The organism is Listeria sp. ILCC797 (assembly GCF_900186185.1).
GTDB classification, from domain to species: Bacteria; Bacillota; Bacilli; order Lactobacillales; family Listeriaceae; genus Listeria; species Listeria goaensis.
This window is the reverse complement of sequence record NZ_FYBS01000006.1, coordinates 87,105-112,827: the sequence shown is the minus strand read 5'-3', so window position 1 is coordinate 112,827 and position 25,723 is coordinate 87,105. Positions and strand designations below refer to the sequence as shown.

The window sequence follows — 25,723 nt, the reverse complement described above, 5'->3', positions numbered from 1 at the left end:
CCTAAGTAAATATTTGCAAAAAGTGGCATTATACCTTAGACTAGAAGTAAGAAGAGAAGCTTCTTCTTCGAAAGAATTTTTGTTTTATCCCAAAGGAGGAATTACAATGCTTAAGTACAACATTCGTGGTGAAAATATTGAAGTAACAGAACCGATTCGTAATTACGTTGAGAAGAAAATCGATAAACTCGAACGTTATTTTACAGAGGTTCCAGATGCAAATGTGCATGTGAATTTAAAAGTTTACTCTGATAAAAATGCAAAGGTTGAAGTAACAATTCCTCTCCCAAATCTTGTTCTTCGTGCTGAAGAAACAAGCGGAGATTTATATGCAAGTATTGATTTGATTGCAGATAAATTAGAAAGACAAATCCGTAAACATAAAACAAAAGTGAATCGTAAAATGCGTGATAAAGGTGCACAACAAGACTTCTTTGCTTTTGGAGAAGTTAGTGAAAGCGCACCAGATGAACATGAATCTGATTTAGAAATTGTACGTACAAAACAATTTGATTTGAAACCAATGGATAGTGAAGAAGCGGTACTTCAAATGAATCTGTTAGGGCATAGCTTTTATGTTTATACAGATGCTGAATCTGATGGTACAAATATCGTTTACCGTCGTAAAGACGGAAAATATGGTTTGATTGAAACAAATTAATTTGAAATTAAAACGTCCTGCCACATCGAGCAGGACGTTTTTTATTTATTTAGTTCCTAAAAATGGACCGTATGCGTTTGCGAATCCATTGTTATAAAGGACGCCGTTTTTATCTTTACCGACATCCCAATTTGCGGACCAGGTCATGAGTCCTTTAAGTGGGGTGCCGTCAGCTTTCAATTGGTTGAAGGCATCGTAAACGTTTTGTGGATTTATGACGTAGCCGGTTGCGGCAGCATCGTTATTGGCTGGAAGACCTAAGACTAATTTGTTGGCAGGAATTTTAAGGAAGCCGCGTGTTCCGTGAATCAACGAATCGGACATGTAGTATAAAAATTCTTTTTTGAGGGTATCATTGTTTTGCGCAATCCATTGGTTCGTTTCGTCCACCCAGACGCCATCGCCACCTTGGTTGTATAGTTGTGGTGCGATGTAGTCATAATAGCCATTTAGGGAAGTAATATACGTTTCGTAGGCACCGCCTGGTTTTAAGTAAGGGAATTCAGGCGCCATTGTAATCATGAAGTTTTTTCCTTCTGTTGCGTAATGGTTTTTTACTATTTTTAGTGCCGCGGGAATAACGGTTTGATTGTTTCCTGCCGTGATGGCAGTTTGTTCCAAGTCGATATCTAGGCCGTCAAAGCCGTATGTTTCAACTTGACGAATAATTTCATTTGCGAAAGCCTGCTCGTCGCCAGTTTGCAGTTGGACGTGTCCATCAGCACCGCCGAGAGCTAAAAGTACAGCTCGTCCTTGTTTATTTAGGTCCGCGACTTGGGCGCGAAATTCGTTATCTGTTTGGCCAACTGGTTTGAATGTTGGAATGCGGTTAACGCCATCGCCTTTCATAAAGGCAACAGGAATGACATTATAAGCTGAGTTTACATCTTTTAACGCGATGTCTGCTGATGTGCCTTGTTTGTAGCCATCATTTCCAGTTGATTTCCAACTATGCCAATAACCTACGAGTACTTGTTTGCTTGTAAGGTCTGGCATGATTGTGGCATCATCTGTTATTGCTTTGGCTGTTTCGCCTCCCGTAAAGCTAAGTCCAATTGCAACAATACCTGCTAAAACACTTCCTGCTATCCATCTTCTTTTTTGAGTTAACATAAAAACCCTCCTTCTTTTTGTACGCGCTTACATTTGTGAGCGCGATTTGGTCGTGCTCTTGAAAATACCCGAGGAAATCGAGGCTAAACATGGAAAAATAAGATATATATTAATATGGTATAGACCAAATTGCAGTGAAAGAAGTTATAAGTAGTTTTTTTATGTGAACCAAAAAAACAAAATTTTTTTCAGGAAGTTAAACTTTTTCACACAATATCCACATCTATTTTGGGTATAAGGTGTTATAATGGTTGGTAGCTTATAAATCGGGGTATAAATAATCAATCCTATTTTCAATTTTGGAGAATAAGTGATAAAATTAATAAGTGTATCTTGTATAAGATAATCTGGAAATTTAAAATAGAGGTAGCAGTCAATTTATGTGGAGGAGAATCAATTATGGCAGGAATGTTAAAAAAGATTTTTGAATCGGGTAAAAGAGATATCAAATATCTTGAAAAGAAAGCCGATCAAATTGAAGCACTGGCTGATGAAACAGCGGCGCTTTCAGACGACGATCTTCGAGCAAAAACAGTAGAATTCAAGGAACGTGTGCAAGCAGGTGAAACTTTAGATGATATTCTAGTTGAAGCTTTTGCTGTTGCGCGTGAAGGTGCAAAACGTGCGCTTGGCATGTATCCATTCCGTGTTCAACTTATGGGTGGTATTGTTATTCATGAAGGTAACATTGCAGAGATGAAAACCGGGGAAGGTAAAACTTTGACGGCGACGTTACCGGTTTATTTAAATGCGCTTTCTGGTGAAGGTGTCCACGTTGTTACGGTCAATGAATACTTATCACAACGTGACTCGGAAGAAATGGGCGTGTTGTACAACTTTTTAGGTCTCTCGGTTGGGTTAAATTTAAATGCACTTTCTAGCGAGGAGAAACGGGAACAATACGCGTGTGACATCACGTATAGTACGAATAATGAATTAGGTTTTGATTATTTACGTGACAACATGGTGGTTTATAAAGACCAAATGGTACAAAGACCGCTTTCGTTCGCGATTATTGATGAAGTTGACTCGATTTTAGTTGATGAGGCGCGTACACCGCTAATCATTTCGGGTGAAGCTGAAAAATCGAATGTTTTATATGTTCGCGCAGACACTTTTGTGACGACTTTGACGGAGGAGAAAGACTATACGGTTGATATTAAAACAAAATCTGTCAATTTAACCGAAGAAGGTATGGCACGTGGTGAAAAATATTTTGATGTTGAGAACTTGTATGATTTAGAAAATACTGTTTTGCTGCATCATATTGCGCAAGCGCTGAAAGCAAACTACACGATGGCGCTTGATGTGGATTACGTGGTTCAAGATGATGAAGTTCTAATTGTTGACCAATTTACGGGTCGTATTATGAAAGGTCGTCGTTTCAGTGAAGGTTTACACCAAGCTTTAGAGGCGAAGGAACATGTGACGATTCAAAATGAGTCGAAAACGATGGCGACGATTACGTTCCAAAACTATTTCCGTATGTATAAAAAATTGGCGGGGATGACGGGTACGGCGAAAACGGAAGAAGAAGAATTCCGCGATATTTATAATATGCGTGTTATTGAAATTCCAACGAACCGCCCAATTGTTCGTGATGATCGCCCAGACTTGATTTATACATCAATTGATGCGAAATTTAATGCGGTTGTGGAAGATATTGCTGAGCGCCATGCGAAAGGGCAACCTGTTCTTGTTGGTACTGTGGCAATTGAAACATCTGAATTGATTGCGAGCAAGTTGAAACGCAAAGGGATTCGCCATGACGTCTTGAATGCGAAACAACATGAGCGCGAAGCGGATATTATTATGAATGCAGGGAAACACGGCGCGGTTACTATCGCAACGAATATGGCCGGTCGTGGTACAGATATTAAACTTGATGAGGAAACGGTTGCGGCGGGTGGTTTAGCTGTAATTGGTACGGAACGTCATGAGTCACGTCGTATTGATAATCAGTTGCGTGGTCGTTCGGGTCGTCAAGGGGACCCAGGGGTGACACAATTTTATCTTTCGATGGAAGATGAGTTAATGCGTCGCTTTGGCTCTGACAACATGAAGAGTATGATGGAACGCTTCGGAATGAATGAGGAAGCGATTCAAAGCAAGATGGTTAGTCGGGCGGTTGAGTCTGCACAAAAACGTGTTGAAGGAAACAACTTCGATTCTCGTAAACAAGTTCTTCAGTATGACGATGTTTTACGTCAACAACGTGAAGTGATTTATAAACAGCGTTATGATGTTATTACAGCGGAAAATGGCTTGCGTGAAATTATTGAAAAAATGATTGAACGTGCGGTTCATTATGTTGTCATTTCAAATGCTTCGTCGCATGAGGCTGAAGAAGATTGGAATTTACAAGGTATTGTGGATTATGTGGATGCGAATTTACTTCATGAAGGCGCGATTACGGTAGATGATTTACAAGGTCGTATCACGGAAGACATTGAAGCCTTTATTTTAGAAAAAATTAAAGAAGCTTATGACGAAAAAGAGCAGCTTTTACCTGAAGAAGAATTTAATGAGTTCCAAAAAGTTGTCCTGCTTCGTGTTGTGGATACGAAATGGGTTGACCACATTGATGCGATGGATCACCTTCGTGACGGGATTCATTTGCGTGCGTATGGTCAAATTGATCCGCTTCGTGAGTATCAATCGGAAGGTTTCGCGATGTTTGAGGCAATGATTTCTTCAATCGATGAAGATGTTGCACGCTACATCATGAAAGCTGAAATTAGACAGAACCTTGAACGTGAGCAAGTGGCGAAAGGGGAAGCTGTTAATCCGGATGAAGGGAAGCCAGAAGCGAAACGCAAGCCAGTTGTTAAGGGTGAGGAAATCGGACGTAACGATCTTTGTCCTTGTGGCAGCGGTAAGAAATATAAAAATTGTCATGGTAAGGAAGCATAAAAATCTCGGGGCGCTATTTTGGCGCTCCTTTTCTTCGGAAAAAAATGTTCTGGCTTTATGCTCTTGATTTTTATATACTAAAATAAGTTTAGAATAATAAAAAAAGGTGGAAATAACTATGGAATTAGCAGAAATTCGTAATTCGCTTGAGAAAACGGCGAGCCAAATCACAGACTTTAGGGGGTCTCTTTGACTTAGAAACGATGGAGGTGCGCATTGCGGAGTTGGAAAATCAAATGCTTGATCCAAATTTTTGGAATGATCAACAGGCGGCGCAAAAAGTTATCAATGAGTCGAATGGTTTGAAAGAGGTTTACAATGCTTTTCATAAATTAGAAGAAGAACAGGAAAATTTAGAGGTGAGCTTGGAGCTCCTTCGTGAGGAAGCGGATGCTGATTTGCAAAATGAGCTGGAAGCGGAACTCATGACGTTTGTAAAAGAGCTTGATGAGTTTGAACTCAAGCTTATGTTAAGTGATCCTTATGATAAAAATAATGCAATTTTAGAGCTTCATCCTGGGGCTGGTGGTACGGAATCACAAGACTGGGGTTCGATGCTTTTACGTATGTATCAACGTTTTGCGGAGAAAAAAGGCTTCAAGGTGGAGACGCTGGATTATCAGGCGGGCGACGAAGCGGGGATCAAAAGCGTTACGCTACTCATTAAAGGGCATAATGCTTATGGTTATTTAAAAGCTGAGAAAGGCGTGCATCGTTTGGTGCGGATTTCGCCATTTGATTCATCTGGTCGTCGCCATACGTCTTTTGTGTCGATTGATGTGATGCCTGAAATGGATGATGATATTGAAATTGAAGTGCGGACGGAAGATTTGAAAATTGATACGTACCGCGCGACGGGTGCTGGTGGTCAGCATATTAATACGACGGATTCTGCTGTGCGGATGACGCATGTGCCTTCTGGAATTGTGGTTACTTGCCAGTCGGAACGTTCGCAATTGAAAAACCGGGAACAGGCGCTTAAAATGCTTAAGGCAAAGCTTTACCAAAAAGAGCAAGAGGAGAAAGAGGCAGAGCTAGCAGAAATTCGCGGAGAACAAAAGGAAATCGGCTGGGGTAGCCAAATTCGCTCGTATGTTTTCCACCCATATTCGATGGTGAAGGATCACCGGACGAATGTGGAAACGGGGAATACACAAGCTGTCATGGACGGTGAGTTGGATGAATTCGTGAATGCATATTTGCGTTCGCGCATTCAATAAGGCGGGTGTTCATATGACTAAAAAACGAAATCGCGCGCCGAGAAAATTGTGGCTTATGAAAACGCTAGATTATTTGTATGTTGTTTTTGGGGCAGCCTTTATTGCGATAGCCTTTAATGTGCTGTTGCTCCCCAATCACATTGCTTCTGGCGGCGTAAGTGGTATTAGTACAATTGTGAATTATTTGACGGGATGGACGCCAGCTTTTATCCAGTGGGCGCTCAATATTCCGCTTTTCATTGCGGGTGTGTTCTTTTTGGGCTACCAATTTGGGATTAAAACATTTATAGGAACGATGACCATTCCGCTCTTTGTTTATCTGTCACAGGATTTTGCTCCGTGGACGCACGAACCGCTTATCGCTGCTTTGTTTGGCGGCATTTTAGTGGGCTTCGGGCTTGGAATTGTCTTTCGCGGGAAGGCTTCCACTGGTGGGACTGATGTCCTTGCCCAAATTGTGCATAAATACTTCCATCTGTCGCTAGGCATCTGCGTGGCAATCATTGATGGGCTTGTCGTGATTTCGGCGATGTTTGTCTTTAGTATTGAGTCGGGCCTCTACGCCTTAATTGCCTTGTTCGCGACTAGCAAAACAATCGATTTGGTTCAAGTCGGTTTAAACCAGTCCAAAACGGTGCTTATTATTTCTGAAAATCAAGAGGAAATTAGGCAGGCGATTTTATTCAAAATTGATAGAGGGATTACGCGTCTTTCTGCTAAAGGCGGTTATACCGAAGATGAAAAGCAAATTTTGCTTTGTGTGATTTCACAACGAGAGTTTCCGAAGCTGAAAGAAGTGGTGAAGGAAATTGATGCCAACGCGTTTGTTGTTGTGATGAGCGCTAGTGAAGTGATGGGTGAAGGTTTTACGGTGTAACGCGATATGGATGACAAACGGCAATCTTCGCTGTTAAAGCCTGTATTCCGCTCCCTTTTGCCTAGAGTTTTACTGTTTGTCAGTAGCTGAGTATGGTGCGGTGAGCGGCTTGCTAAAAAAGGTGTAACTAATACAAGTGATTAGTTACACCTTTTTTATATAACAGATATATGACAGAAAGCATCTGTGCATATGCAAACAAGTTGAGGTAGTAAGGAAGACTGGTCTATCCCAATCGTTGGAAACTGTAATCATTTTTAATCTGGCTGTAATGTTATTTTGAGGGGAAAAAGGATACAATAGGAGCAGTGGAAAGAGGGACCATGTAGATGGTTTTTAATATGCCTAAAAATAGGCTGTAATTCCAACTCAAAACGAAACTCAAAAATTTAGTTTTTAAACATACGAAAAAGTTCTTTATAAGTTAACAAATGAGATTGTCACAGGCTGAAATATAACTGTAATGCAATTAACCTACTGATGAAAAACTAGGATGTTATAATAGACTTTGTGTTGAAGTGTATCCGGCACAGCATAACAGTTTTATGTCAAAGGTTATCATTGCATTACCTTACAAATGACGCTTTATTAAGAAAGGCAAATTAGGTGATAAAATGATATTGATGGAAGACGTGTATAAGAAGTACCCAAACGGCATTACTGCTGCTAATGGTCTAAATATCAAAATTGACCAAGGGGAATTCGTTTATGTGGTTGGTCCAAGTGGAGCAGGTAAATCCACTTTTATAAAAATGATTTATCGTGAAGAACGAGCGACCAAAGGAAACATTCAAGTTGATAATTTTGATTTAATCAACTTGAAAAATCGAGAAATTCCATATTTAAGACGTGATGTTGGCGTTGTTTTCCAGGATTTTAAATTACTTTCTAGCAAAACGGTATATGAAAATATTGCCTACGCAATGGAAGTAGTAGAAAAAGACCCGGTTGAAATTAAACAACGTGTTATGGAAGTTCTAGATTTAGTTAATTTAAAGCACAAAGTTAGAATGCTACCAGATGAGCTTTCAGGTGGAGAACAGCAACGTATTTCGATTGCTAGATCCATCGCGAATATGCCGAAAGTTTTGATTGCCGATGAACCAACCGGTAATCTCGATCCAGATACTTCATGGGAAATCATGAATATCCTTGAGGAAATTAATCGTCAAGGCACTACGATTGTGATGGCAACACACAACAAAGAAATTGTGAACACGTTGAAACATCGTGTTATTGCTATCGAAAATGGTCGTATCGCACGTGATGAGCAGCAAGGAGAATATGGATATGAAATTTAAAACCTTTGGAAGACATATGAAAGAAAGCTTCAAAAGTCTTTACAGAAATGGTTGGATGACTTTTGCAGCAGCGAGTGCAGTCACAGTAACACTTATTCTTGTGAGCGTGTTCTTCTCCATTTTAATGAATATGAATAAGCTAGCCTCAGATGTTGAAAATGATGTGCAAATTAACGTGCATATTTCACTCGGAGCTACACAAGAACAAGAAGATGAGCTAAAGAAAAACATCGAAAAGATTGACGGCGTGGATACTGTAACTTTCTCCTCTAAAGATGAACAATTGGAGAATTTAGTAGGAACATATGGAAAGAATTTCGAGTTATTCAAGCAAGATAATCCACTTCATGATGTATTTATCGTTCAAGCAGAACAGCCAGAACAAACGAAGACTGTAGCAACTAAGATTGAAAAATTAAAATACGTAGATGATGCAGAATATGGTGAAAAAACCGTAGATAAATTATTTGATACATTGCAATGGGCAAGATATGCTGGTATAGTATTAAGCATTGGGTTACTATTAACAGCGATGTTCCTCATTTCAAACACAATCAAGATTGCAATCTTCTCAAGAAGAAAAGAAATTGAAATCATGAAACTTGTTGGGGCGACAAACTGGTTTATACGCTGGCCATTCGTTTTAGAAGGGGCGTGGTTGGGTCTTATCGGTTCAATCATTCCAGTTGTATTAACTTTTGTAGGTTACATTAACACGTATAACCTATTAAACCCGAAACTTGCAACATCATCACTTTCGCTCTTACCACCGACACCTTTTGCGTATGAAATTAGCGCGTTAATTATTGTTATCGGCGTTTTAATTGGTGTTTGGGGAAGTGCTATCTCAATTAGAAGATTTTTAAAAGTTTAAGAACGAAAATAATAACAAAAAAAACAAAGAAAAGCTTAGGGAGCTTTTTAGGAGGTAAATTCTTTGAAAAAGAACGCTTTAATTGCAGTATCACTAGCAACAGTAATGACAATCGCACCGGTATTTACAACAAACGCATTTGCAGACGTTAATACTGACATTCAATCACAAGACAAAAAAATTAACGACTTAAAGGCAAAAAAAGGTGATTTAGAATCTGAACTATCTAAATTAGTTGCTGATATGGAAGCTGCTCAAAAGAATGCTAAGAAAATTCAAGCGGATTTTGACAATACTACTAAAGAGCTTAAAGAATTAAACAGTGATATTAAAGAAATCAACGAGAGAATTAAAGAGCGTGAAGAAGTACTTAAAGAGCGCGCACGCGCAATGCAAAAAACTTCTAACTCCAACGCATACTTAGATGTAATTTTAGGGTCTGAAGATTTCTCTGATTTAGTTAACCGTGTTTCTGCAGTTAACCAACTAGTTGATTCTGACAAAGCAATTTTGGATGATCAAAAAAATGATGAAGAAGCGTTAAAAACAAAGCAAGCTTCTGTGAAGAAAAAACAAGAATCTCAAAAAGAAGCGATTCATAAATTTGAAGCTGAACAAAATAAAATTGAAGCACAAAAAGCTGAAAAAGAAGCTGTTGTAGCACAATTAGCGGCTGACCAAGCAAGTGCTGAAAATGCTAAAGCAGGCTTAGTAAGTGAACGTGATAAACAAGCGGCGGCAGCAACTGAACGTGCACGCGCATTAACAGCAGCGGCAGCACCAACTGCAGGTGTTGAAAATAACAATTCAGGAACATCATCATCTTCAACGGCTAAAACGTCTGCGAACAAAAATAGCAACAATAATAGCTCTTCCAGCAGTAATGTACAACAACCATCTGGAAGCGGATATTCTGCAATGATTTCAGCGGCACGTGCACAACTTGGTAAACCTTATTCATTAGGTGCATCTGGTCCAAGCGCATTTGACTGTTCTGGATTTACTTCTTACGCTTTCCGTGCAGCAGGCATTAGCTTACCAAGAACTTCTGGTGGACAATATGCAGCTGCTCAAAAAATTAGTGCTAGCCAAGCGAAACCAGGCGACCTAGTATTCTTTAACTATGGAAGTGGAATCGCACACGTAGGTATCTATGTTGGTGGCGGTCAAATGATTAACGCACAAAATAATGGCGTTATGTATGATAATATTTCTAGCGGCTACTGGGCTAAGTATTTAGTTGGTTACGGTCGTGTAGCTAACTTCTAAAAATAAATTTGATGTATTGAAAATAGAAAAGTACCTTTGTCTTGGCGGCAAGGGTATTTTTCTATCCTTTTTTGCCAAAAGTAATAAAAAAGTTAGGGGTTTTTCCAAAAAATGAAAAAGAAATTAATATCTGGGGTAATGGTACTGACTACTGTTGCATTCCTTACGCAACCGCTGAATGTACTTGCAGATGATATAAATGGTATGGAGAGTCAAAAGAAAAAGTTACAAGAACAACAATCTTCAGTGGAAGGCAATATTGGCCAAAAGAACTCGGAGATGGAAAGCTTAGAAGCGGAGTCACAAGATGTAGCGGCATCGCTAGAGAAAGTTTCAAAAGAAATTGAAGCAACGAACAAGAAGTTAAAAGAGCAACAAGCGAAAGTGGTCACGGAGGAAGGCAAAGTTAAGCAATTAAAGGCTGATATTGCGGACTTGAAAGAAGAAATTAAACAGCGCAAAGGTGTGCTTGATAATCGGGCGCGTGCGATTCAAACGAATGGAAGCGGACAGAGTTATTTAAACGTACTTCTACAAGCAGAAGATTTTGCCGACTTTTTTGGAAGGGCATCACTTGTTACTGAGATTGTGAATGCCGATCAGGAAATCATGAAGAAGCAGAAGGAAGATCAAGATCTTTTGAAAAAAATGCAAGATACTTCTGAGAAGAAATTAGCAGAATTGAATCAGCTTGCTACGCAAATTACAGTAATCAAAAATAATTTGGAGAGTCAAAAAGCGGAGCAGGATGATTTGCTACTTACGCTAGCAACGAAAAAAGATAAGACAAATCAGGAAAAGGCTGTCTTGGAAGCACAAAAAGCCAATTTGTCGAAGGAAGAACAGCAAGTGGCTGCGAACTTAACGGCCGCGTATGCGGAAGAGCAACATAAGAAAGAAATGGCGGCGAAACAAGCTGCTGAAGCGAAGCGTAAGGCGAGCAGTAGACAAACTACAAGTAGCGCAAGCGCGCCGTCGCAACCTTCACAAGGAAGTTCATACTCGGCGCCTGCATCTTCTGGCGGAATGTTTATCAAACCAGCCGCGGGTATTTTAACCTCAGGATTTAGTGAGCGGACAAACCCGGTAACAGGGCAATATGAATCTCATAAAGGGCAAGATATTGCAGCAGGGGGAACGGTTCCTGTTTTTGCGGCCGCAAGTGGAACGGTTGTTTTTTCCGGTTTCGGAGCATCGGGTAGTGGTTATGGAGGCTACGGATACGTAGTGGAAATTGATCATGGTAATGGTTATCAAACGCTTTATGGACATATGCGTGCGGGAAGCTTGAGTGTTGTCGCAGGTCAAAAAGTGATGCAAGGACAAAATATTGGAATTATGGGTTCTACGGGTCAGTCGACAGGACAGCATTTGCATTTTGAGATTCATAAAAATGGCGTTCCGGTCAATCCAGCACCATATTTATAAGTTTAAAAAAAGTTTGGGACAAAATTTTGTTCCAAACTTTTTTTGCTATTGGAAAAGAATTGCTAAAATGTAATTTTATCTGCTTTTTTGTTGTAAAATGGGCGGAAACGGGGATTTTATGATATGATTGGATAGAATAAATCAAAAAGGGAGAGAGCAAAATGGGGATTTTGACAGCAATTCTCATTGTCCTGTTAATTTTAAATGTTTTCTTCGCAGCGGTAACAGTATTTTTAGAACGTAGAGATACGTCAGCAACTTGGGCGTGGCTGCTAGTTTTAACGTTTATTCCTATCCTTGGATTCGTTATTTACCTGATATTTGGTAGAAAACTTTCAAATAAGAAGATTTTTGACTGGAAAGGGCAGGAAAAAATTGGGATAAGAGAATCAACAGACAATCAAATTGAATTAATTCGACAGAAAGAATTTCCGTTTAGTGATTCGAATGTAAGAAAATATCGGGATTTAATTTATTTGCTACTTGTAAATGATGGTGCAATCTTGACGCAAGACAATGAAGTGGATGTTTATGTGGATGGGCATGAGAAGTTTGAAGCCTTGATGAAGGATATTGAAAATGCAACGGATCACATTCATATTATTTATTATATTTTTCATTCGGATGAGCTTGGAAAGCGAATGGTCCGCCTGCTTGAAAGGAAAGCCGCGGAGGGACTAAACGTGAAAGTCATCTATGACGCCATGGGCTCAAGGACAACGAAGAAGTCGTTCTTTCATCAACTGGAGAAAAATGGAGGTATAGTGAGGCCGTTCTTTCCTTCGAAGCTTCCGCTGATTAACTTTCGATTGAATTATCGAAACCACCGAAAACTAGCGATTATTGATGGTGAAGTTGGCTATATTGGCGGGTTTAATATCGGTGACGAATATTTGGGTCTATCGAAAAAGTTTGGTTACTGGCGTGATACGCATCTTCGTGTGCACGGGAAAGCGGTTTATGCGATGCAGACGCGGTTTATTATGGACTGGAATTCGGCTGCGCCGAGCCATAAGGTGGACTATAAAGCGCGTTATTTCCCTGCTTTTTATGGTGGTGGGCATACGAGTTTGCAAATTGTTTCAAGCGGCCCAGATTCGGAATGGCAGCAAATTAAAAATGGCTATATTAAAATGATTAATTCCGCTAAAAAATCAATTTATTTGCAGTCACCGTATTTTATTCCTGATGCGAGTTTGTTTGAGGCTTTAAAAATTGCCTCACTTTCGGGAATTGATGTGCGTATCATGATTCCAAATAAGCCGGACCATGCGTTTGTTTACCGCGCTACGACAAGTTATGCAGGTGAATTGATGGAGACGGGGGCGAAAATTTTCATTTATGACAATGGCTTTATTCATGCCAAAATGCTTGTCATTGATGGAGAAATTGCTTCGGTTGGAACGGCGAATATGGATTTTCGTAGTTTTAGACTAAATTTTGAAGTGAATGCGTTTATTTATGAGAAGGCTTTTGCACAAAAATTGGAAGATATCTTTTTGGAAGATATTTTGAAATCCTATCAGCTTACGCCTGAACTTTATAAAGAGCGTTCGGTTTGGATAAAATTGAAAGAAGCTGTCAGCAGATTGCTGGCGCCAATATTATAGAAAGAAAGTAGAAGGGTGGGATGGAAATGGAAGTAATCGAAATCATTTTAAAAGGTTTGGCGAGTTTATTTCTTCAGCCGGTCTTTTATTTGGCCATCCTCTTCGTTATTCTTGCTGGATTTAACCGCATCAAGTGGGAACGTAAGTCATTTAGCGTGCGAATCTATTCACCATGGCTAGAACTTAAAAACTTTTTCACATTAGGTGTGTTTGTTGCGCTTTTAATCTCTATTCTATTGTTCTTCTCTGGATTTAGTGTGATGATTTCATGGCTCGTTATTTTTAATGCCATAACAATTTTAGCACTACTTACATCAATGTTTCGTTTAAGCTCAGCAGCGATTACGATTGGTATTTCGAGTTTAGTCTTTTATTATTGTTATTATTTCGATATACAATTTGGGCCGCTTCAAGATAAGTACTTACTCTATGATAATTTAAATGTAGATAATTTTATGGTGGCAATGACGTTTTTACTAGCGATTGCATTGTTTGTTGAAGCCTATTTAATCAGCCACACGAGTGCAAGCTCACCTTCTCCGTCACTTCGGAAAAGCAGGCGCGGGAAATTAGTTGGCGCATTTCAATTGCGCAAGCTATGGTTTATCCCACTTGTTGTTTTCATTCCGGGGACGGAAATCACCCATTTGTTTGAGTGGTGGCCGGTCTTTAATATTGGAACGGATTCTTATACGCTCATTATATTGCCGCTTATTATTGGTTTTGAGCAAAAGACGCGTTCGGAACTGCCCCAAGTTTTAAGCAAACAGATTTCGGGACAAGTAATGACGCTCGCGGTCTTTATTGCGGGAATTGGTTTATTGAGTATTGTGATACCGGTGCTGACATTGTTTGCTTTTGTGCTCGCAATTATTTCTAGGTTTTGGATTATGTGGCGCTATTATCGAAATGATAAGATGGCACCGCAAAAATACGCGCCGCAACCTGATGGCATTGTAATTTTGGGTGCTAGAGCGGGTTCGCCGTCAGCGCGAATGAATTTAACGCCGGGTGAAAAAATTACGGAAGTGAACGGAATGGCGGTTAAAACGCGGGCGGACATGTATGAGGCGCTTAATATTAATCGAGCTTTCTGTCGCTTGAAGGTGATGGATCAAAACGGGGAGCCGCGCATTGAACAGACGGCGCTATACGATAATGAGTCGTTTGAGCTTGGGATTCTTTTAGTTGAACCACGATAAATAAAAACGAGTGCTAAGCAAAATTTGGATTTTGTTTGGTGCTCGTTTTAAGTTTTTGTAAAGATAGATGTATTGCTATCCAGAAATTGTAAATTCATGCTATATTTAAGATAAAGTGCGGAATTTGTCAGGAAAGGGAGATTTTTGTGGCTAAAATTTTAGTTGTAGATGATGAGGTTTCAATTGTGACGTTACTTCAATTTAATATTGAAAAAGCGGGCTATGAAGTGGTGACGGCAACAGATGGTCAGATGGGCTATGAGCTTGCGATTTCGGAAAAACCGGATTTAATTGTGCTTGATTTAATGCTCCCGAAAATGGACGGCATTGAAGTGACCAAAAAATTGCGCCAAGATAAATATGATTTTCCGATTTTGATGTTGACGGCTAAAGATGAGGAGCTTGATAAAATTATCGGCCTCGAACTAGGCGCGGACGACTACTTGACGAAGCCGTTTAGCCCAAGAGAAGTGGTTGCGAGAATTAAAGCCATTTTGCGCCGTGTGGATAAGGTGCGTGACGAGAAAGAGCCTGCTTCTGTTGAAAATATTTTGGAAATTGGGGAGTTAGAAATACACCGGGAAAGCTACGAGGTTTTTTTGCGCGGTGAGCAACTTGATTTAACACCGAAAGAATTTGAGCTGCTGTTATATTTGGCGAACCACCGCGGGAAAGTGTTTTCGCGTGACCAATTGCTGGACGCGGTTTGGAATTACGATTATATCGGAGAAACGCGCATTGTGGACGTGCATGTAAGTCATTTGCGCGATAAAATTGAGGCGGACACGAAACAACCGCGCTATATTAAGACGATTCGCGGTTTTGGCTATAAAATGGAGAATGTAAAGGATGAGCTATGAAAAAGTTATGGTTTAAAATCGGGATTTCCTTTTTCATTTTATTTTTTGTAACAATGGGTATCGTTGGTTTGTTTTCAGGCGAACTGATGAAGACGACTTATTTAAGTATGAAAGAAAGCCAGTTGGAAGATGAGGCGCGGGTGCTTTTGCATACGACAAACATTGAAAATACGGATTTAGATAAAAATAGTGCTGAAATTCAGGCAGAGCTTAGTCCGCTGACAGAAGAAGTGGATGCACGTATTACGATTGTTGATAAAGACGGGCGTGTCATTGCTGATTCGAAAGAGGATCCGACACAACTTGAAAATCATGCGAATCGCCCGGAATTTAAAGAAGTTTTGCAAAATGGGGATTCGGTTGGGATTGCGACGCGTGAAAGTGATACGCTCGGTTATAGTATGCTTTATGTGGCGGTGCCAATCGTACAAGACGGTGAAACGGCTGGGGCGCTTCGAATTTCGGTTTCGCTTGAATCGGTAGAATCCGCAATCAACACGCTTTGGGGCAATCTCTTCCTGATTTTCAGTTTGGCACTCATTTTGATTGCGCTCATTAGTTTTGTGATTGCGCGTCGGATTACGAAGCCCGTTCAGGAAATTATTGATGTTTCAACGGATTTAGCAAATCGCGAATATAGCAGTCGAATTTACGGGAAATCAAGCGGGGAGCTACAGGATCTTTCCAGCAGTGTGAACAAACTGGCCGAAAGTTTAGAAACGCAAATGTTTGAAATCCGTGAGAACTCGCAAAGACTTACGGCTATTGTGGAAAATTTGGTGAGCGGGGTCATGTTGATTAATCATGATAAGGAAATTGTGATGACGAACCGAATGATGTACCATATTCTCGGAGAACAGGAGATTACGGGCAAGCCGTTTTATGAGGTCATTAAAAGTTACGGCTTAAGCGAATTGATTGAGGAAACGCTGAAAACCAAACGCATGAAGCAACAAGAAATTGCGATTTATTTCCCAAGAGAAATGATTTTAGATGCGAGCGTATCGCCGATTTTGATGGAAGATGGTGAGATTTCGGGTCTAGTCCTCCTGCTGCATGACATTACGCAAATTAGACATTTGGAAAACGTCCGCTCAGAATTCGTTGCAAACGTTTCGCATGAACTAAAAACGCCTGTCACGGCGCTAAAAGGTTTTGCGGAAACGCTTCTTGACGGCGCGATGTACGATGAGGCGCTATTAAAGCAGTTTTTAACAATCATCAAAGACGAAAGCGACCGCCTGCACCGTTTAATTTTAGATATTCTAGCCTTGTCGAGAATTGAACAAAAAACGCTGCCGCTTCAAGTGGAGCAAATCAATATGAATGAAGTAATGGAGCAGTCGGTTAAAACGGTGAGCGAGCTTGCTTCATTAAAAGAAATTACGATTGAACAAATTTGGGACCATGAAAAGCCGCTTTTCATTGAAAATGAGCGTGACCGCTTGCAACAAATTTTAATTAATTTGCTATCCAATGCGATTCAATACACGCCTTTAAAAGGCCGCATTGTCCTCCAACTAGAAGACCTAGGCGACGAAATCCAATTGGTTGTGGCAGACAACGGAATTGGAATCCCGGCGAAGGATTTAGACCGCATTTTTGAACGTTTTTACCGCGTCGACAAAGCGCGAACTAGACATTCTGGCGGAACAGGTTTAGGCTTGTCAATTGTGAAACACTTAGTCGAAATGATGGACGGAACCATTCAAGTGACTAGCGAGGAAAATGTTGGTACTAAATTTTATGTGCGTTTACCAAAATCACATAACTAAAGAAATATCCTCCTTTTTTCAAAAAAGGAGGATATTTTTGTGGTTTGTAAAGGGGAATTTAATGGGCGTAAATGAAACTACTTTTAAAAACTAACAATTTTGTGATAAAAAAGTATGGATTTTTTATATAGTGTTGAAAAAAATACTTAAAAAGTTCACACAATTCATACTATTCTAATGATATAATAAATTCCATACTAAAGAGAAGGAGATGGAAAACATGATTCTAAAAAAAGTATTAACAAGTATTTGCATGGTGGCGATTTTATCAGTTGGCTTTGTTGGTGTTTCAACCGTTGCTCCGGAACAAAAAGTAGAAGCAGCATACTACAACGGCTATAATGTTGCATTGATTCAAACGTGGTTAAATAATTATCATCATGTGGTAAACAGCAAAGATTATTACTCAGGGTATCCAACGCTTGATGTGGATGGACAATATGGTCCAGCGACTTATGCGGCGGTGAAAGCTTTTCAAGCACGTAATGGTCTAAAAGTGGATGGACAATATGGCCCAGCAACGCATCGGATATTAATAAATCCACTTCTATGGTCGTATGCTAAATGGTAAAGTCCTTAAAAGTGCCAAATTTAATTTGGCACTTTTTTTATTTACGGCAGCTACAAATTTTTGTAATGAAAACGGCGTAAAAACCATGTTTTTAACATCTCTTTTTAACGAAATTTACATAAAAAAAGCGGGTTTACAATTTCTTAACATTAGCTACATATGAGCTTAACTACGAACGGTTATAGTTAGACATGTAAGAAACACTAATTTAAAAAATAAGGTGGGTAACGAAATTATGAATAAAAAAGTTTTGGGATTACTTACAGTTCTTTCAGCGTTAATGTTAGTTTTAGCTGCTTGTGGGAGCAGTTCATCGAGTGATAAAGCAAATGGAACTGGCGACGAAGTTTCTGGTTCAGTGACAGCAGTTGGTTCAACGGCACTTCAACCGCTTGTAGAGGCGGGCGGTAAACAGTTCCAATCAGAAAACCCGAAAACACAAATTAACGTGCAAGGCGGCGGTTCTGGTACTGGCTTAACACAAGTTGGGCAAGGGGCAGTTGAAATTGGGAACTCCGATGTTTTTGCAGAAGAGAAGGACGGAGTAGATGCTTCGAAACTTGTTGATCATAAAGTAGCGGTTGTCGGAATGGCGCCTGTTGCAAATAAAGACGTTGGCGTGAAAGATTTAACACAACAACAATTAATTGATATTTTCACTGGTAAAGTAACGAACTGGAAAGAGCTTGGCGGTAAAAATGAAAAAATTACAGTTATCAACCGCGCTGAAGGTAGCGGAACGCGTGCTACTTTCGAAAAATGGGGCTTAAAAGGCGCTACGCCAATGAAAGCACAAGAGCAAGATTCTTCTGGAACGGTTCGTAAGATTGTTAGCGAAACGCCAGGCGCAATTAGCTACCTTGCTTTCTCTTATATTGATGATTCTATTATGAGTCTAAAAGTAGATGGCGTCGAGCCAAATGAAGATAACGTTGCAACAAACGATTGGAAAATTTGGTCTTACGAGCACATGTACACGAATGGTGAGCCTAAAGGCGCAACGAAAGCGTTCTTGGAATATATGACGAGCGAAACGATTCAAAATGACCTAGTGCCACAATTAGGTTACCAATCGATTCACTCCATGAAAGTGGAACGTGACGCGGACGGAAAATTAACAGACGTAAAATAAAAAAATAAGCAGGCAAAGGAAAAAATGACCGGAAGCCTGCTACTTACGGGAAGTCTTTCTTGTTTAACAAGGGAGACTTACCCGCATGTTAGGGACTGAAAGGAGTTTTTAGCCTTGGAAATCATTAATGAAGAAAATCTGACAAAAACATCGAAAAAAGCGCGTTTAGAAACAAGAGGAAAGCTCATTACATTCCTCTGCATTAGTATTATGATCTTAGCGGCAATCTCTATCCTTTATCTTGTCATTTCAAAAGGTTTATCCACCTTTTTTGTAAATAATGTTTCATTTGTTGACTTTATCACGGGAACAGATTGGAATCCGTCAAAAGTTGATGCGGCAGGCAATGCTTTAGTTGGCGCACTACCGATGATTATCGGATCGTTTGCGGTCACACTTCTAGCCGCATGTATCGCTGGTCCGCTTGCAATTGGTGCCGCCATTTTTATGGTTGAAATCTCTCCTCGCTTTGGGAAAAAAATCTTACAACCAGTCATGGAGCTCCTTGTAGGTATTCCTTCGGTCGTTTATGGTTTCATTGGTTTGAGTGTGGTCGTACCGTTTATTCGGGAACACATTTCAGGTAGCGGCTTCGGAATTGCGGCGGCTACTGTCGTTCTTACAATTATGATTTTGCCGACGGTCACATCGCTTTCTGTGGACGCGATTAAGTCGGTGCCACGTCACTACCGCGAGGCTTCTCTTGCGCTTGGGGCAACTAGATGGCAAACCATTTGGCGTGTGGTGCTACGCTCCTCGCGAGCAGGTATTATGACCGCCATCGTATTCGGTATGGCACGCGCATTTGGCGAAGCTTTAGCCGTTCAAATGGTTATCGGGAACTCGGCAGTTATTCCAACTTCATTATTTGAGCCGGCATCCACTTTAACCAGTATTTTAACGATGGGCATGGGAAATACTGTCATGGGTACACTTGAAAATAACGTTTTATGGTCGCTTGCCATGGTATTACTTGCGATGTCCCTATTCTTCATCATCATTATCCGATTCATCGGTCGTAGGAGGAAAGCGAAATGAATGTAAAAACTAAAGATAAAATTGCAACGGGCGTATTTTATGCCATTGCAGCTATCATCGTCATCATTTTAGCAAGCCTTCTCGGTTATATTTTAGTCAAAGGTGTCCCGCAACTTAGTTGGCAGTTTCTAACGACACCGCCGAAATCATTCCAAGCGGGCGGCGGGATTGGACCTGAAATTTGGAATTCATTTTACATGCTCATTATTACGATGATCATTTCAGTTCCGATTGCGCTAGGCGCGGGAATTTACATGGCGGAATACGCTCGGAAAAATTGGTTGACGGACTTGATTCGGACAACAATCGAAGTTTTAAGTTCACTTCCATCTATCGTTGTCGGCCTTTTCGGCTTCCTCGTATTCGTTATTCAAATGGGCTGGAGCTTCTCGGTGATTTCCGGAGCACTGACGCTCACGATTTTTAACTTACCGCTTTTAATTCGAGTAGTGGAAGATGCTTTAAATGCGATTCCAAACACTCAGCGCGAAGCAGGACTGGCTCTCGGGTTAACCCGGTGGGAGACTATTACGCGCGTTTTAATCCCAGCAGCTTTACCAGCGATTATTACCGGAATTATTCTGGCAGCTGGTCGGGTGTTCGGCGAAGCGGCGGCGCTCATTTTTACGGCGGGGCAAAGTACGCCGGTGCTTGATTTTACAAACTGGAATCCGGCTGAGATTACGTCGCCATTAAATATTTTCCGTCCTGCGGAAACGCTTGCGGTTCATATTTGGAAAATTAACGGAGAAGGAATCATGCCAGATGCACGTGCAGTTTCGGACGGTGCTTCGGCGGTGCTCATTCTCTCTGTACTGCTTTTCAACATTTTAGCGCGTATCCTTGGAAAAGTTGTATTCAAAAAAATGACGTCTTCGTCTTAAAAGGAGTTTTGTAAATGATGATCACAAAAACGATGCCAATAAATGTGGAAGTCGAAGAAACACAAGCGATTGTTCCTCCTTTTGAAATGGATAGTCACGCGATGGCAACGAAGGATCTTCACGTTTATTACGGTGATAACCATGCGATTAAAGGAGTCAATCTTGCTTTCCCAGAAAATAAAGTGACGGCTCTTATCGGGCCTTCTGGCTGCGGGAAATCCACGTATTTACGAGCTTTAAACCGAATGAATGATGAAATTGAAGGCTGCCGCATGGACGGACAAATTTTATATAACGGCATTGATATCAACCGTAAAGAAGTCGATTTATACAAAGTGCGCAAGGAAATTGGTATGGTGTTTCAAAAGCCGAACCCATTTTCAAAATCGATTTATGAAAATATTGCGTTTGGCTTAAAACGCCACGGCATGAAAAATAAAAAAGAATTGATGGAACGTGTGGAAAAAAGCTTGCGCGGTGCAGCGCTTTGGGACGAAGTAAAAGACGACCTCAACAAAAGTGCGCTTTCACTTTCCGGCGGGCAGCAGCAGCGTCTTTGTATCGCTCGTGCCATTGCAATGCAGCCGAAAGTTCTCTTGCTCGATGAACCAGCATCAGCGCTTGACCCGATTTCCACAAGTAAAATAGAAGATTTAATTAATGAACTACAGGAAAAATATACGATTGTTATCGTGACGCATAACATGCAACAAGCGGCTCGTGTATCCGACTATACAGCTTTCTTCTATTTAGGCGAAGTGGTCGAATTTACGAGCACAACAGAATTGTTCACAAATCCGGCAGAAAAACGTACAGAAGATTATATTTCAGGAAACTTTGGATAAGGGGAGGCGAATAAATTGGTAGAAACTGCTGAAGCAACGAAATTTATGATTGAGACGGACAAAGTCGATTTATTTTATGGAACAAAACAAGCCCTCAAACAAGTTTCCTTACAGATTAAAGAAAACTATGTGACGGCGCTTATCGGCCCATCAGGTTGCGGGAAGTCCACGTTTTTAAGAACGCTAAACCGCATGAATGATTTGATTCCGAATGTGAAGACGACCGGAAGCATTCGAATTGCAGATGGAGAAGTCAATCAAGCGAAATTAGATATGGTAAACCTTAGAAAGCGTGTGGGCATGGTGTTCCAACAACCAAATCCATTCCCGTTTTCCATTTATGACAATGTCGCATATGGCCCGCGCATGCACGGCGTGACAAATAAAAAGGAACTCGATGCTATCGTTGAGCGCAGTTTAAGACAGGCGGCTTTGTGGGAAGAGGTTCATGACCGCTTAGATAAACCAGCAACAGGGATGTCAGGCGGGCAACAGCAACGTCTTTGTATCGCACGGGTGCTGGCCGTCAAACCGGAAGTCATTTTAATGGACGAGCCAACTTCGGCGCTTGACCCAATTTCAACCGCAAAAGTAGAAGACCTTATTTTAGAGCTAAAGAAAGATTATACGATTGTCATTGTGACGCATAACATGCAACAAGCATCGCGTATTTCCGATGAAACAGCTTTCTTTTTGAACGGCGAGATTGTTGAGTTTGCCGATACGACGACGATTTTTACAAACCCGAAAGAACAAAAAACAGGAGACTATATTTCTGGTCGATTTGGATAAGGAGTGTGCATAGATGGTTGTAAGAAAATTATTTACAGAGCAGTTAAATGAGTTACACCAACACTTGTTGAAAATGGGCGTCCTTGTAAACGAAGCAATTTTTAAGGCAGTCAAGTCGCTAGTGGAAAGAGATCAATTGCTGGCAGAACAAGTCATTGCGGAAGACAAAGCAATTAATGACATGGAGCTATCGCTTGAACAAGGCTCCTTCGAATTAATTGCCCTCCAACAACCAGTTGGAACAGATTTACGTAAAATTGTAACGGTGATGAAGGCCAGTTCCGATTTGGAGCGAATTGGCGACCACGCTGTCAGCATTGCGAAAGCGACAATTCATCTTGGCAACAGCAAAGCGCTAAAACCGATTCCGGAAATTCCTGAAATGGGCGAAATCGTCAAAAATATGCTTCATGACGTTTTAAACGCCTACCTAGCAGGAGACGCAAACGCTGCCCGCGAAATTGCAGCCCGCGATAACGAAGTCGACAAATTGCACCGTCTAGTCTCGAAAAAATGTATTGATTTAATGCAAGAAGATCCTGAGCATTTAGAGGATATTACGCATTTACTACTAGTTGCGCAAAATTTGGAGCGGATTGGTGACTATATTACAAACGTTTCAGAGTGGATTGTGTACTTGGAGAGCGGCGAAATTGAAGAGCTGAATCAATAGCAAAAGCGTGTTCCTTGTGGGAGGGACACGCTTTTTGCATAGTTATGCTATAATATTCGTAAACAAGGGAGGGCGAAGTGGATGACGAACTTACCGAAAATTGGCAAACCGGCAACATCAGCTTTGGAAGCCGAGGGAATTACGACGTTAGAACAAGTCGTAGCGTACGACGAAAAGACACTCCTCGCTTTGCACGGAGTTGGTCCAAAAGCAATTGAAATACTGCGGAAAGCGCTAGCCGAGAGCGGATTAGCTTTTCAAACAAAATACGGGAATCAAGCATTTACCATCATCGTACCAGCCGACTGTGACAACGCACCTAAACGTCGAATCATGCGGGATTACACCATCGCAACAGCAAAAGCAGACCGTAAAACCCTAGAAGCACTTTTGGTGGAAAACTTTGTTTGGAGTGTCCCAGGTGAATTTGAAATCCGTGGCCGAACTAACTTTATGAACGAGCTTTTCAGCCATTCTGAACCAATAAAATCACTAGAGCTTGAAACCATTGTATCGCACGGCAAATTGGGCTCACTTAACGGAACGATGATTCAAAAAAATGGTCAGCACGTCTATTTCGCCGATGTATTTGAATTCGAGAATCACAAAAAAGAAGCACGAATCTGTAAAATTATTTCCTACGTGATTATCAAACCTAGCATTTAATGCTAGGTTTTTTGTTTTGAAGGAAAATACGCATATAAAGTACGCTAAATGTGATAACAACAATGCTTTTCGATACTAAAGTGGTGTCAATTGGGCTTGTGATGAGGGCATAAACAAGGGGTAAAATGACGATAAACTTTAATTTGATATCTGTAGTTGGAAGATTTTTTGTGATGGTAATCAGTAGCGCGACAAAAAGAATAATCATGAGCAAACAACCGAGAAAACCTACTTCGCCAAGCAGCATCGCCCAATAAGAATCCGTGGCAAATTGGGGGTTGCTTGGCGCGAGTCCCCATACACTGTCTAAATTGTAATACGCATAATACGGTGAATAATTGACGCGCGCAGCATGGGAGCCAAACATGCCCAGTCCCCCGCCAAATGGAAAATAGTCTTGGGCGATTTTAAACGAAGTTCTGAGCAACAAGCCACGAGCTTCTTGTGTGTTTCCGATAAGTTGATTCATAATCCGATCTGCATTTAGCCAAATGAATCCCCCACCAAGTAACGCGATAATCGCAATTGGAATCCGTTTAAGATACGGAAAAAGAAGCAGTAAAAGGTATAGACAAAGATAAAAGCCGATGGAAGTACTTCTCCCTGCAATAAAAATCAAAATGAAATTGAGCGCTAAATAAAGATAAGGCGGCTTTTTTTGATCAATGAGTTTAAAAAAGGTAGCTAAACTTGATAAAATTAAAATAACTAAGGCAAACTGCGCAGGATGACCGAAACCAAATGAATAGGTATAACGGTCAAATCGCATATCAAATGGCTGCAAGAGAGGGATAAAAAAGTTGATTATGTAGACGGCTAAACAACTAAGTGTTATGAACCAAGCTAAGCCTGTAAAAAACGATTTGGTAGAGGTGAGCTCAATGTTTTGAAAAAGATATTGCCCGCTTAAATAAAGCAAAACAAATTTAACCATACTAAAAAAAGTAAGCAGCTGATTGATAAGCGTATTTTGATGCAGAGAAAACACATTCGGCGACATCGCAACAATGAACAATAAAAAGATGACACCAATTAAGAAAATTCCGCTGCCTGAAATGCTTTTTTTGCCCTGTGCAGATTCATACACAGCTTTAAAGAAGGCGGCAATGAGGAATACAAGTACAATACCGTTTTCCAAGATTCCACCAATAGGAATAAATTGGGCGATGAAATTTGAGAAGAGGGCAAATACAAATAGTCCAGTAAATAAGTACATGCATGATTCTCCTTAAGGTTTAGAGGGATAAATTACAAGGTCTTGAAAACGTTATCAATTTTCATTTCGCATCAGAAGTTGGCCCGTTTTGTTAAAGTATGAGCAAATTTTTTTGGATAAAAAGGGAGTTTTCCTTGTAAAACAAGTCGAATGAAGTGGCGTACCTATAAAAATCACATGTTTTTTTAGAATCCTTGCTTTTCAAAAAGACTTTTGGGAGCAATATTTGCTTGTCGTGTAGACACCTTGGTAAGTTTAAACTACGGGCTTACATCTATAATGTTAAGTATAGCACACTCGCATCTTCATAGAAAAAATGTACTCTTTTGCATGCAACGCCTAGCAAAATGAAGTGCAGATTTAACCAAATTGTTCAGGCATATGTTGGCACATTAGTTGCGTGATGGATTGGTTAACGCTATCATATGAATATATGACCATATAATAATGGAGTGAGGAAATGAACCATTCAATCTTAGATGAAGAAACCCTTTTTAATGTGACTCAAATATTTAAAGCACTAGCGGATCCTACGCGCGTGCAAATTTTAAATTTACTTCAGGAACGAGAGTATTCAGTGAATGAAATCGCCCGGACACTTGAATTTAACCAAACGACTGTATCGCATCAATTGCGTTTTTTAAAAAATTTGCGGTTAGTAAAATCACGTAGACAAGGGACGACCATTTTTTATTCTCAAGATGATAACCATGTGCTAGAACTACTCGCGCAAGCTATCCGGCATGTTCACCACGAGTAGCCTTACAGCATTATTTGTTTTTTTATGGTAAAGTAAAAGCAAA

23 protein-coding genes are annotated in these 25,723 nt (G+C 40.4%); 21 read left to right on the top strand and 2 right to left on the bottom strand.

The annotated features are described in order from the left end of the window. Window positions 1-106: 106 nt before the first annotated feature. The gene (hpf, locus tag BN1609_RS07910; RefSeq protein ID WP_088809732.1) at window positions 107-661 is read left to right on the top strand and encodes a ribosome hibernation-promoting factor, HPF/YfiA family; all 555 of its coding nucleotides are present in this window, start codon (window positions 107-109) and stop codon (window positions 659-661) included. A gap of 45 nt (window positions 662-706) precedes the next feature. On the opposite strand, the gene BN1609_RS07905 is transcribed toward hpf, so the two are convergent. Then, the gene (locus BN1609_RS07905) at window positions 707-1,774 is read right to left on the bottom strand and encodes a chitinase (protein ID WP_088815777.1); all 1,068 of its coding nucleotides are present in this window, start codon (window positions 1,772-1,774) and stop codon (window positions 707-709) included. 399 nt (window positions 1,775-2,173) lie between these two features. Here BN1609_RS07905 and secA point away from each other — a divergent pair, with 399 nt between their 5' ends. From secA to BN1609_RS07810, 19 genes are all read left to right on the top strand, one after another. After that, on the top strand, window positions 2,174-4,687 hold the full coding sequence (gene secA, locus BN1609_RS07900) for a preprotein translocase subunit SecA (protein ID WP_088809734.1): 2,514 nt from the start codon (window positions 2,174-2,176) through the stop codon (window positions 4,685-4,687). Window positions 4,688-4,805: 118 nt separating this feature from the next. Then, window positions 4,806-5,907 (top strand): peptide chain release factor 2 gene (gene prfB, locus BN1609_RS07895; RefSeq protein ID WP_117612572.1). Its coding sequence is split into 2 segments (ribosomal slippage): window positions 4,806-4,877 and window positions 4,879-5,907, totalling 1,101 coding nucleotides; the frame shifts between segments, so codons are not numbered across the junction. A gap of 13 nt (window positions 5,908-5,920) precedes the next feature. Beyond that, the gene (locus tag BN1609_RS07890; protein WP_088840744.1) at window positions 5,921-6,784 is read left to right on the top strand and encodes a YitT family protein; all 864 of its coding nucleotides are present in this window, start codon (window positions 5,921-5,923) and stop codon (window positions 6,782-6,784) included. Window positions 6,785-7,398: 614 nt separating this feature from the next. Then, entirely contained in the window at window positions 7,399-8,085 is a 687-nt protein-coding gene (gene ftsE, locus BN1609_RS07885; RefSeq protein ID WP_088809736.1) for a cell division ATP-binding protein FtsE, read from the top strand. Beyond that, entirely contained in the window at window positions 8,075-8,959 is an 885-nt protein-coding gene (gene ftsX / locus BN1609_RS07880) for a permease-like cell division protein FtsX (RefSeq protein WP_088809737.1), read from the top strand. The genes ftsE and ftsX overlap by 11 nt, the downstream gene beginning before the upstream one ends. Before the next feature lie 63 nt (window positions 8,960-9,022). After that, window positions 9,023-10,228, top strand: a complete 1,206-nt coding sequence (locus tag BN1609_RS07875; protein ID WP_088809738.1) for an NlpC/P60 family protein — start codon at window positions 9,023-9,025, stop codon at window positions 10,226-10,228. Between the two features lie 111 nt (window positions 10,229-10,339). Further along, window positions 10,340-11,656, top strand: a complete 1,317-nt coding sequence (locus tag BN1609_RS07870) for a murein hydrolase activator EnvC (RefSeq protein WP_088809739.1) — start codon at window positions 10,340-10,342, stop codon at window positions 11,654-11,656. Between the two features lie 161 nt (window positions 11,657-11,817). Then, window positions 11,818-13,266 carry a cardiolipin synthase gene (cls, locus tag BN1609_RS07865; RefSeq protein WP_088809740.1) on the top strand — a complete coding sequence of 483 codons (1,449 nt, stop codon included), beginning with the start codon at window positions 11,818-11,820 and terminating at the stop codon, window positions 13,264-13,266. A gap of 26 nt (window positions 13,267-13,292) precedes the next feature. Then, window positions 13,293-14,468, top strand: a complete 1,176-nt coding sequence (locus BN1609_RS07860) for a hypothetical protein (RefSeq protein ID WP_088840743.1) — start codon at window positions 13,293-13,295, stop codon at window positions 14,466-14,468. Between the two features lie 146 nt (window positions 14,469-14,614). Then, on the top strand, window positions 14,615-15,328 hold the full coding sequence (locus BN1609_RS07855) for a response regulator transcription factor (protein ID WP_088840726.1): 714 nt from the start codon (window positions 14,615-14,617) through the stop codon (window positions 15,326-15,328). Continuing rightward, a complete protein-coding gene (pnpS, locus tag BN1609_RS07850; RefSeq protein ID WP_088815775.1) occupies window positions 15,325-17,103 on the top strand; it encodes a two-component system histidine kinase PnpS in 1,779 nt (592 codons plus the stop codon). Before BN1609_RS07855 ends, pnpS begins: the two co-directional genes overlap by 4 nt. A 211-nt stretch (window positions 17,104-17,314) precedes the next feature. Further along, complete coding sequence (locus BN1609_RS07845) at window positions 17,315-17,674, top strand: peptidoglycan-binding protein (protein ID WP_220387153.1); 360 nt, start codon at window positions 17,315-17,317, stop codon at window positions 17,672-17,674. Between the two features lie 235 nt (window positions 17,675-17,909). Continuing rightward, on the top strand, window positions 17,910-18,806 hold the full coding sequence (locus BN1609_RS07840; protein WP_088809743.1) for a phosphate ABC transporter substrate-binding protein PstS family protein: 897 nt from the start codon (window positions 17,910-17,912) through the stop codon (window positions 18,804-18,806). Between the two features lie 114 nt (window positions 18,807-18,920). Continuing rightward, the gene (gene pstC / locus BN1609_RS07835; RefSeq protein WP_088809744.1) at window positions 18,921-19,844 is read left to right on the top strand and encodes a phosphate ABC transporter permease subunit PstC; all 924 of its coding nucleotides are present in this window, start codon (window positions 18,921-18,923) and stop codon (window positions 19,842-19,844) included. Continuing rightward, on the top strand, window positions 19,841-20,728 hold the full coding sequence (gene pstA, locus BN1609_RS07830; protein WP_088809745.1) for a phosphate ABC transporter permease PstA: 888 nt from the start codon (window positions 19,841-19,843) through the stop codon (window positions 20,726-20,728). The genes pstC and pstA overlap by 4 nt, the downstream gene beginning before the upstream one ends. Window positions 20,729-20,745: 17 nt before the next feature. Beyond that, window positions 20,746-21,573 carry a phosphate ABC transporter ATP-binding protein PstB gene (gene pstB, locus BN1609_RS07825; RefSeq protein ID WP_088809844.1) on the top strand — a complete coding sequence of 276 codons (828 nt, stop codon included), beginning with the start codon at window positions 20,746-20,748 and terminating at the stop codon, window positions 21,571-21,573. Window positions 21,574-21,618: 45 nt separating this feature from the next. Then, window positions 21,619-22,365 (top strand): phosphate ABC transporter ATP-binding protein PstB, encoded by a 747-nt coding sequence (pstB, locus tag BN1609_RS07820; protein ID WP_220387162.1) that lies wholly within the window; start codon window positions 21,619-21,621, stop codon window positions 22,363-22,365. A gap of 13 nt (window positions 22,366-22,378) precedes the next feature. Then, complete coding sequence (gene phoU, locus BN1609_RS07815; RefSeq protein WP_088809747.1) at window positions 22,379-23,038, top strand: phosphate signaling complex protein PhoU; 660 nt, start codon at window positions 22,379-22,381, stop codon at window positions 23,036-23,038. A gap of 81 nt (window positions 23,039-23,119) precedes the next feature. Next, complete coding sequence (locus BN1609_RS07810) at window positions 23,120-23,704, top strand: DNA-binding protein (RefSeq protein WP_088809748.1); 585 nt, start codon at window positions 23,120-23,122, stop codon at window positions 23,702-23,704. Here the strand turns inward: BN1609_RS07810 and BN1609_RS07805 are convergent. Continuing rightward, window positions 23,694-24,920, bottom strand: coding sequence for a DUF4408 domain-containing protein (locus BN1609_RS07805; protein ID WP_088838993.1), 1,227 nt, complete (start codon window positions 24,918-24,920; stop codon window positions 23,694-23,696). The two genes, BN1609_RS07810 and BN1609_RS07805, sit on opposite strands and share 11 nt — an antisense overlap. 460 nt (window positions 24,921-25,380) lie before the next feature. On the opposite strand from BN1609_RS07805, the gene BN1609_RS07800 reads away from it, so the two are divergent. Next, a complete protein-coding gene (locus BN1609_RS07800; RefSeq protein WP_007474071.1) occupies window positions 25,381-25,680 on the top strand; it encodes a metalloregulator ArsR/SmtB family transcription factor in 300 nt (99 codons plus the stop codon). Window positions 25,681-25,723 lie beyond the last annotated feature (43 nt).

What these genes read in the sequence shown, in the direction of transcription:
- hpf (WP_088809732.1), top strand. Translation starts at nt 107, where the DNA reads ATGCTTAAGTACAACATTCGTGGTGAAAATATTGAAGTAACAGAACCG.
- BN1609_RS07905 (WP_088815777.1), bottom strand. Translation starts at nt 1,774, where the DNA reads ATGTTAACTCAAAAAAGAAGATGGATAGCAGGAAGTGTTTTAGCAGGT.
- secA (WP_088809734.1), top strand. Translation starts at nt 2,174, where the DNA reads ATGGCAGGAATGTTAAAAAAGATTTTTGAATCGGGTAAAAGAGATATC.
- BN1609_RS07890 (WP_088840744.1), top strand. Translation starts at nt 5,921, where the DNA reads ATGACTAAAAAACGAAATCGCGCGCCGAGAAAATTGTGGCTTATGAAA.
- ftsE (WP_088809736.1), top strand. Translation starts at nt 7,399, where the DNA reads ATGATATTGATGGAAGACGTGTATAAGAAGTACCCAAACGGCATTACT.
- ftsX (WP_088809737.1), top strand. Translation starts at nt 8,075, where the DNA reads ATGAAATTTAAAACCTTTGGAAGACATATGAAAGAAAGCTTCAAAAGT.
- BN1609_RS07870 (WP_088809739.1), top strand. Translation starts at nt 10,340, where the DNA reads ATGAAAAAGAAATTAATATCTGGGGTAATGGTACTGACTACTGTTGCA.
- cls (WP_088809740.1), top strand. Translation starts at nt 11,818, where the DNA reads ATGGGGATTTTGACAGCAATTCTCATTGTCCTGTTAATTTTAAATGTT.
- BN1609_RS07860 (WP_088840743.1), top strand. Translation starts at nt 13,293, where the DNA reads ATGGAAGTAATCGAAATCATTTTAAAAGGTTTGGCGAGTTTATTTCTT.
- pnpS (WP_088815775.1), top strand. Translation starts at nt 15,325, where the DNA reads ATGAAAAAGTTATGGTTTAAAATCGGGATTTCCTTTTTCATTTTATTT.
- BN1609_RS07845 (WP_220387153.1), top strand. Translation starts at nt 17,315, where the DNA reads ATGGAAAACATGATTCTAAAAAAAGTATTAACAAGTATTTGCATGGTG.
- BN1609_RS07840 (WP_088809743.1), top strand. Translation starts at nt 17,910, where the DNA reads ATGAATAAAAAAGTTTTGGGATTACTTACAGTTCTTTCAGCGTTAATG.
- pstA (WP_088809745.1), top strand. Translation starts at nt 19,841, where the DNA reads ATGAATGTAAAAACTAAAGATAAAATTGCAACGGGCGTATTTTATGCC.
- pstB (WP_088809844.1), top strand. Translation starts at nt 20,746, where the DNA reads ATGATCACAAAAACGATGCCAATAAATGTGGAAGTCGAAGAAACACAA.
- pstB (WP_220387162.1), top strand. Translation starts at nt 21,619, where the DNA reads ATGATTGAGACGGACAAAGTCGATTTATTTTATGGAACAAAACAAGCC.
- phoU (WP_088809747.1), top strand. Translation starts at nt 22,379, where the DNA reads ATGGTTGTAAGAAAATTATTTACAGAGCAGTTAAATGAGTTACACCAA.
- BN1609_RS07810 (WP_088809748.1), top strand. Translation starts at nt 23,120, where the DNA reads ATGACGAACTTACCGAAAATTGGCAAACCGGCAACATCAGCTTTGGAA.
- BN1609_RS07805 (WP_088838993.1), bottom strand. Translation starts at nt 24,920, where the DNA reads ATGTACTTATTTACTGGACTATTTGTATTTGCCCTCTTCTCAAATTTC.
- BN1609_RS07800 (WP_007474071.1), top strand. Translation starts at nt 25,381, where the DNA reads ATGAACCATTCAATCTTAGATGAAGAAACCCTTTTTAATGTGACTCAA.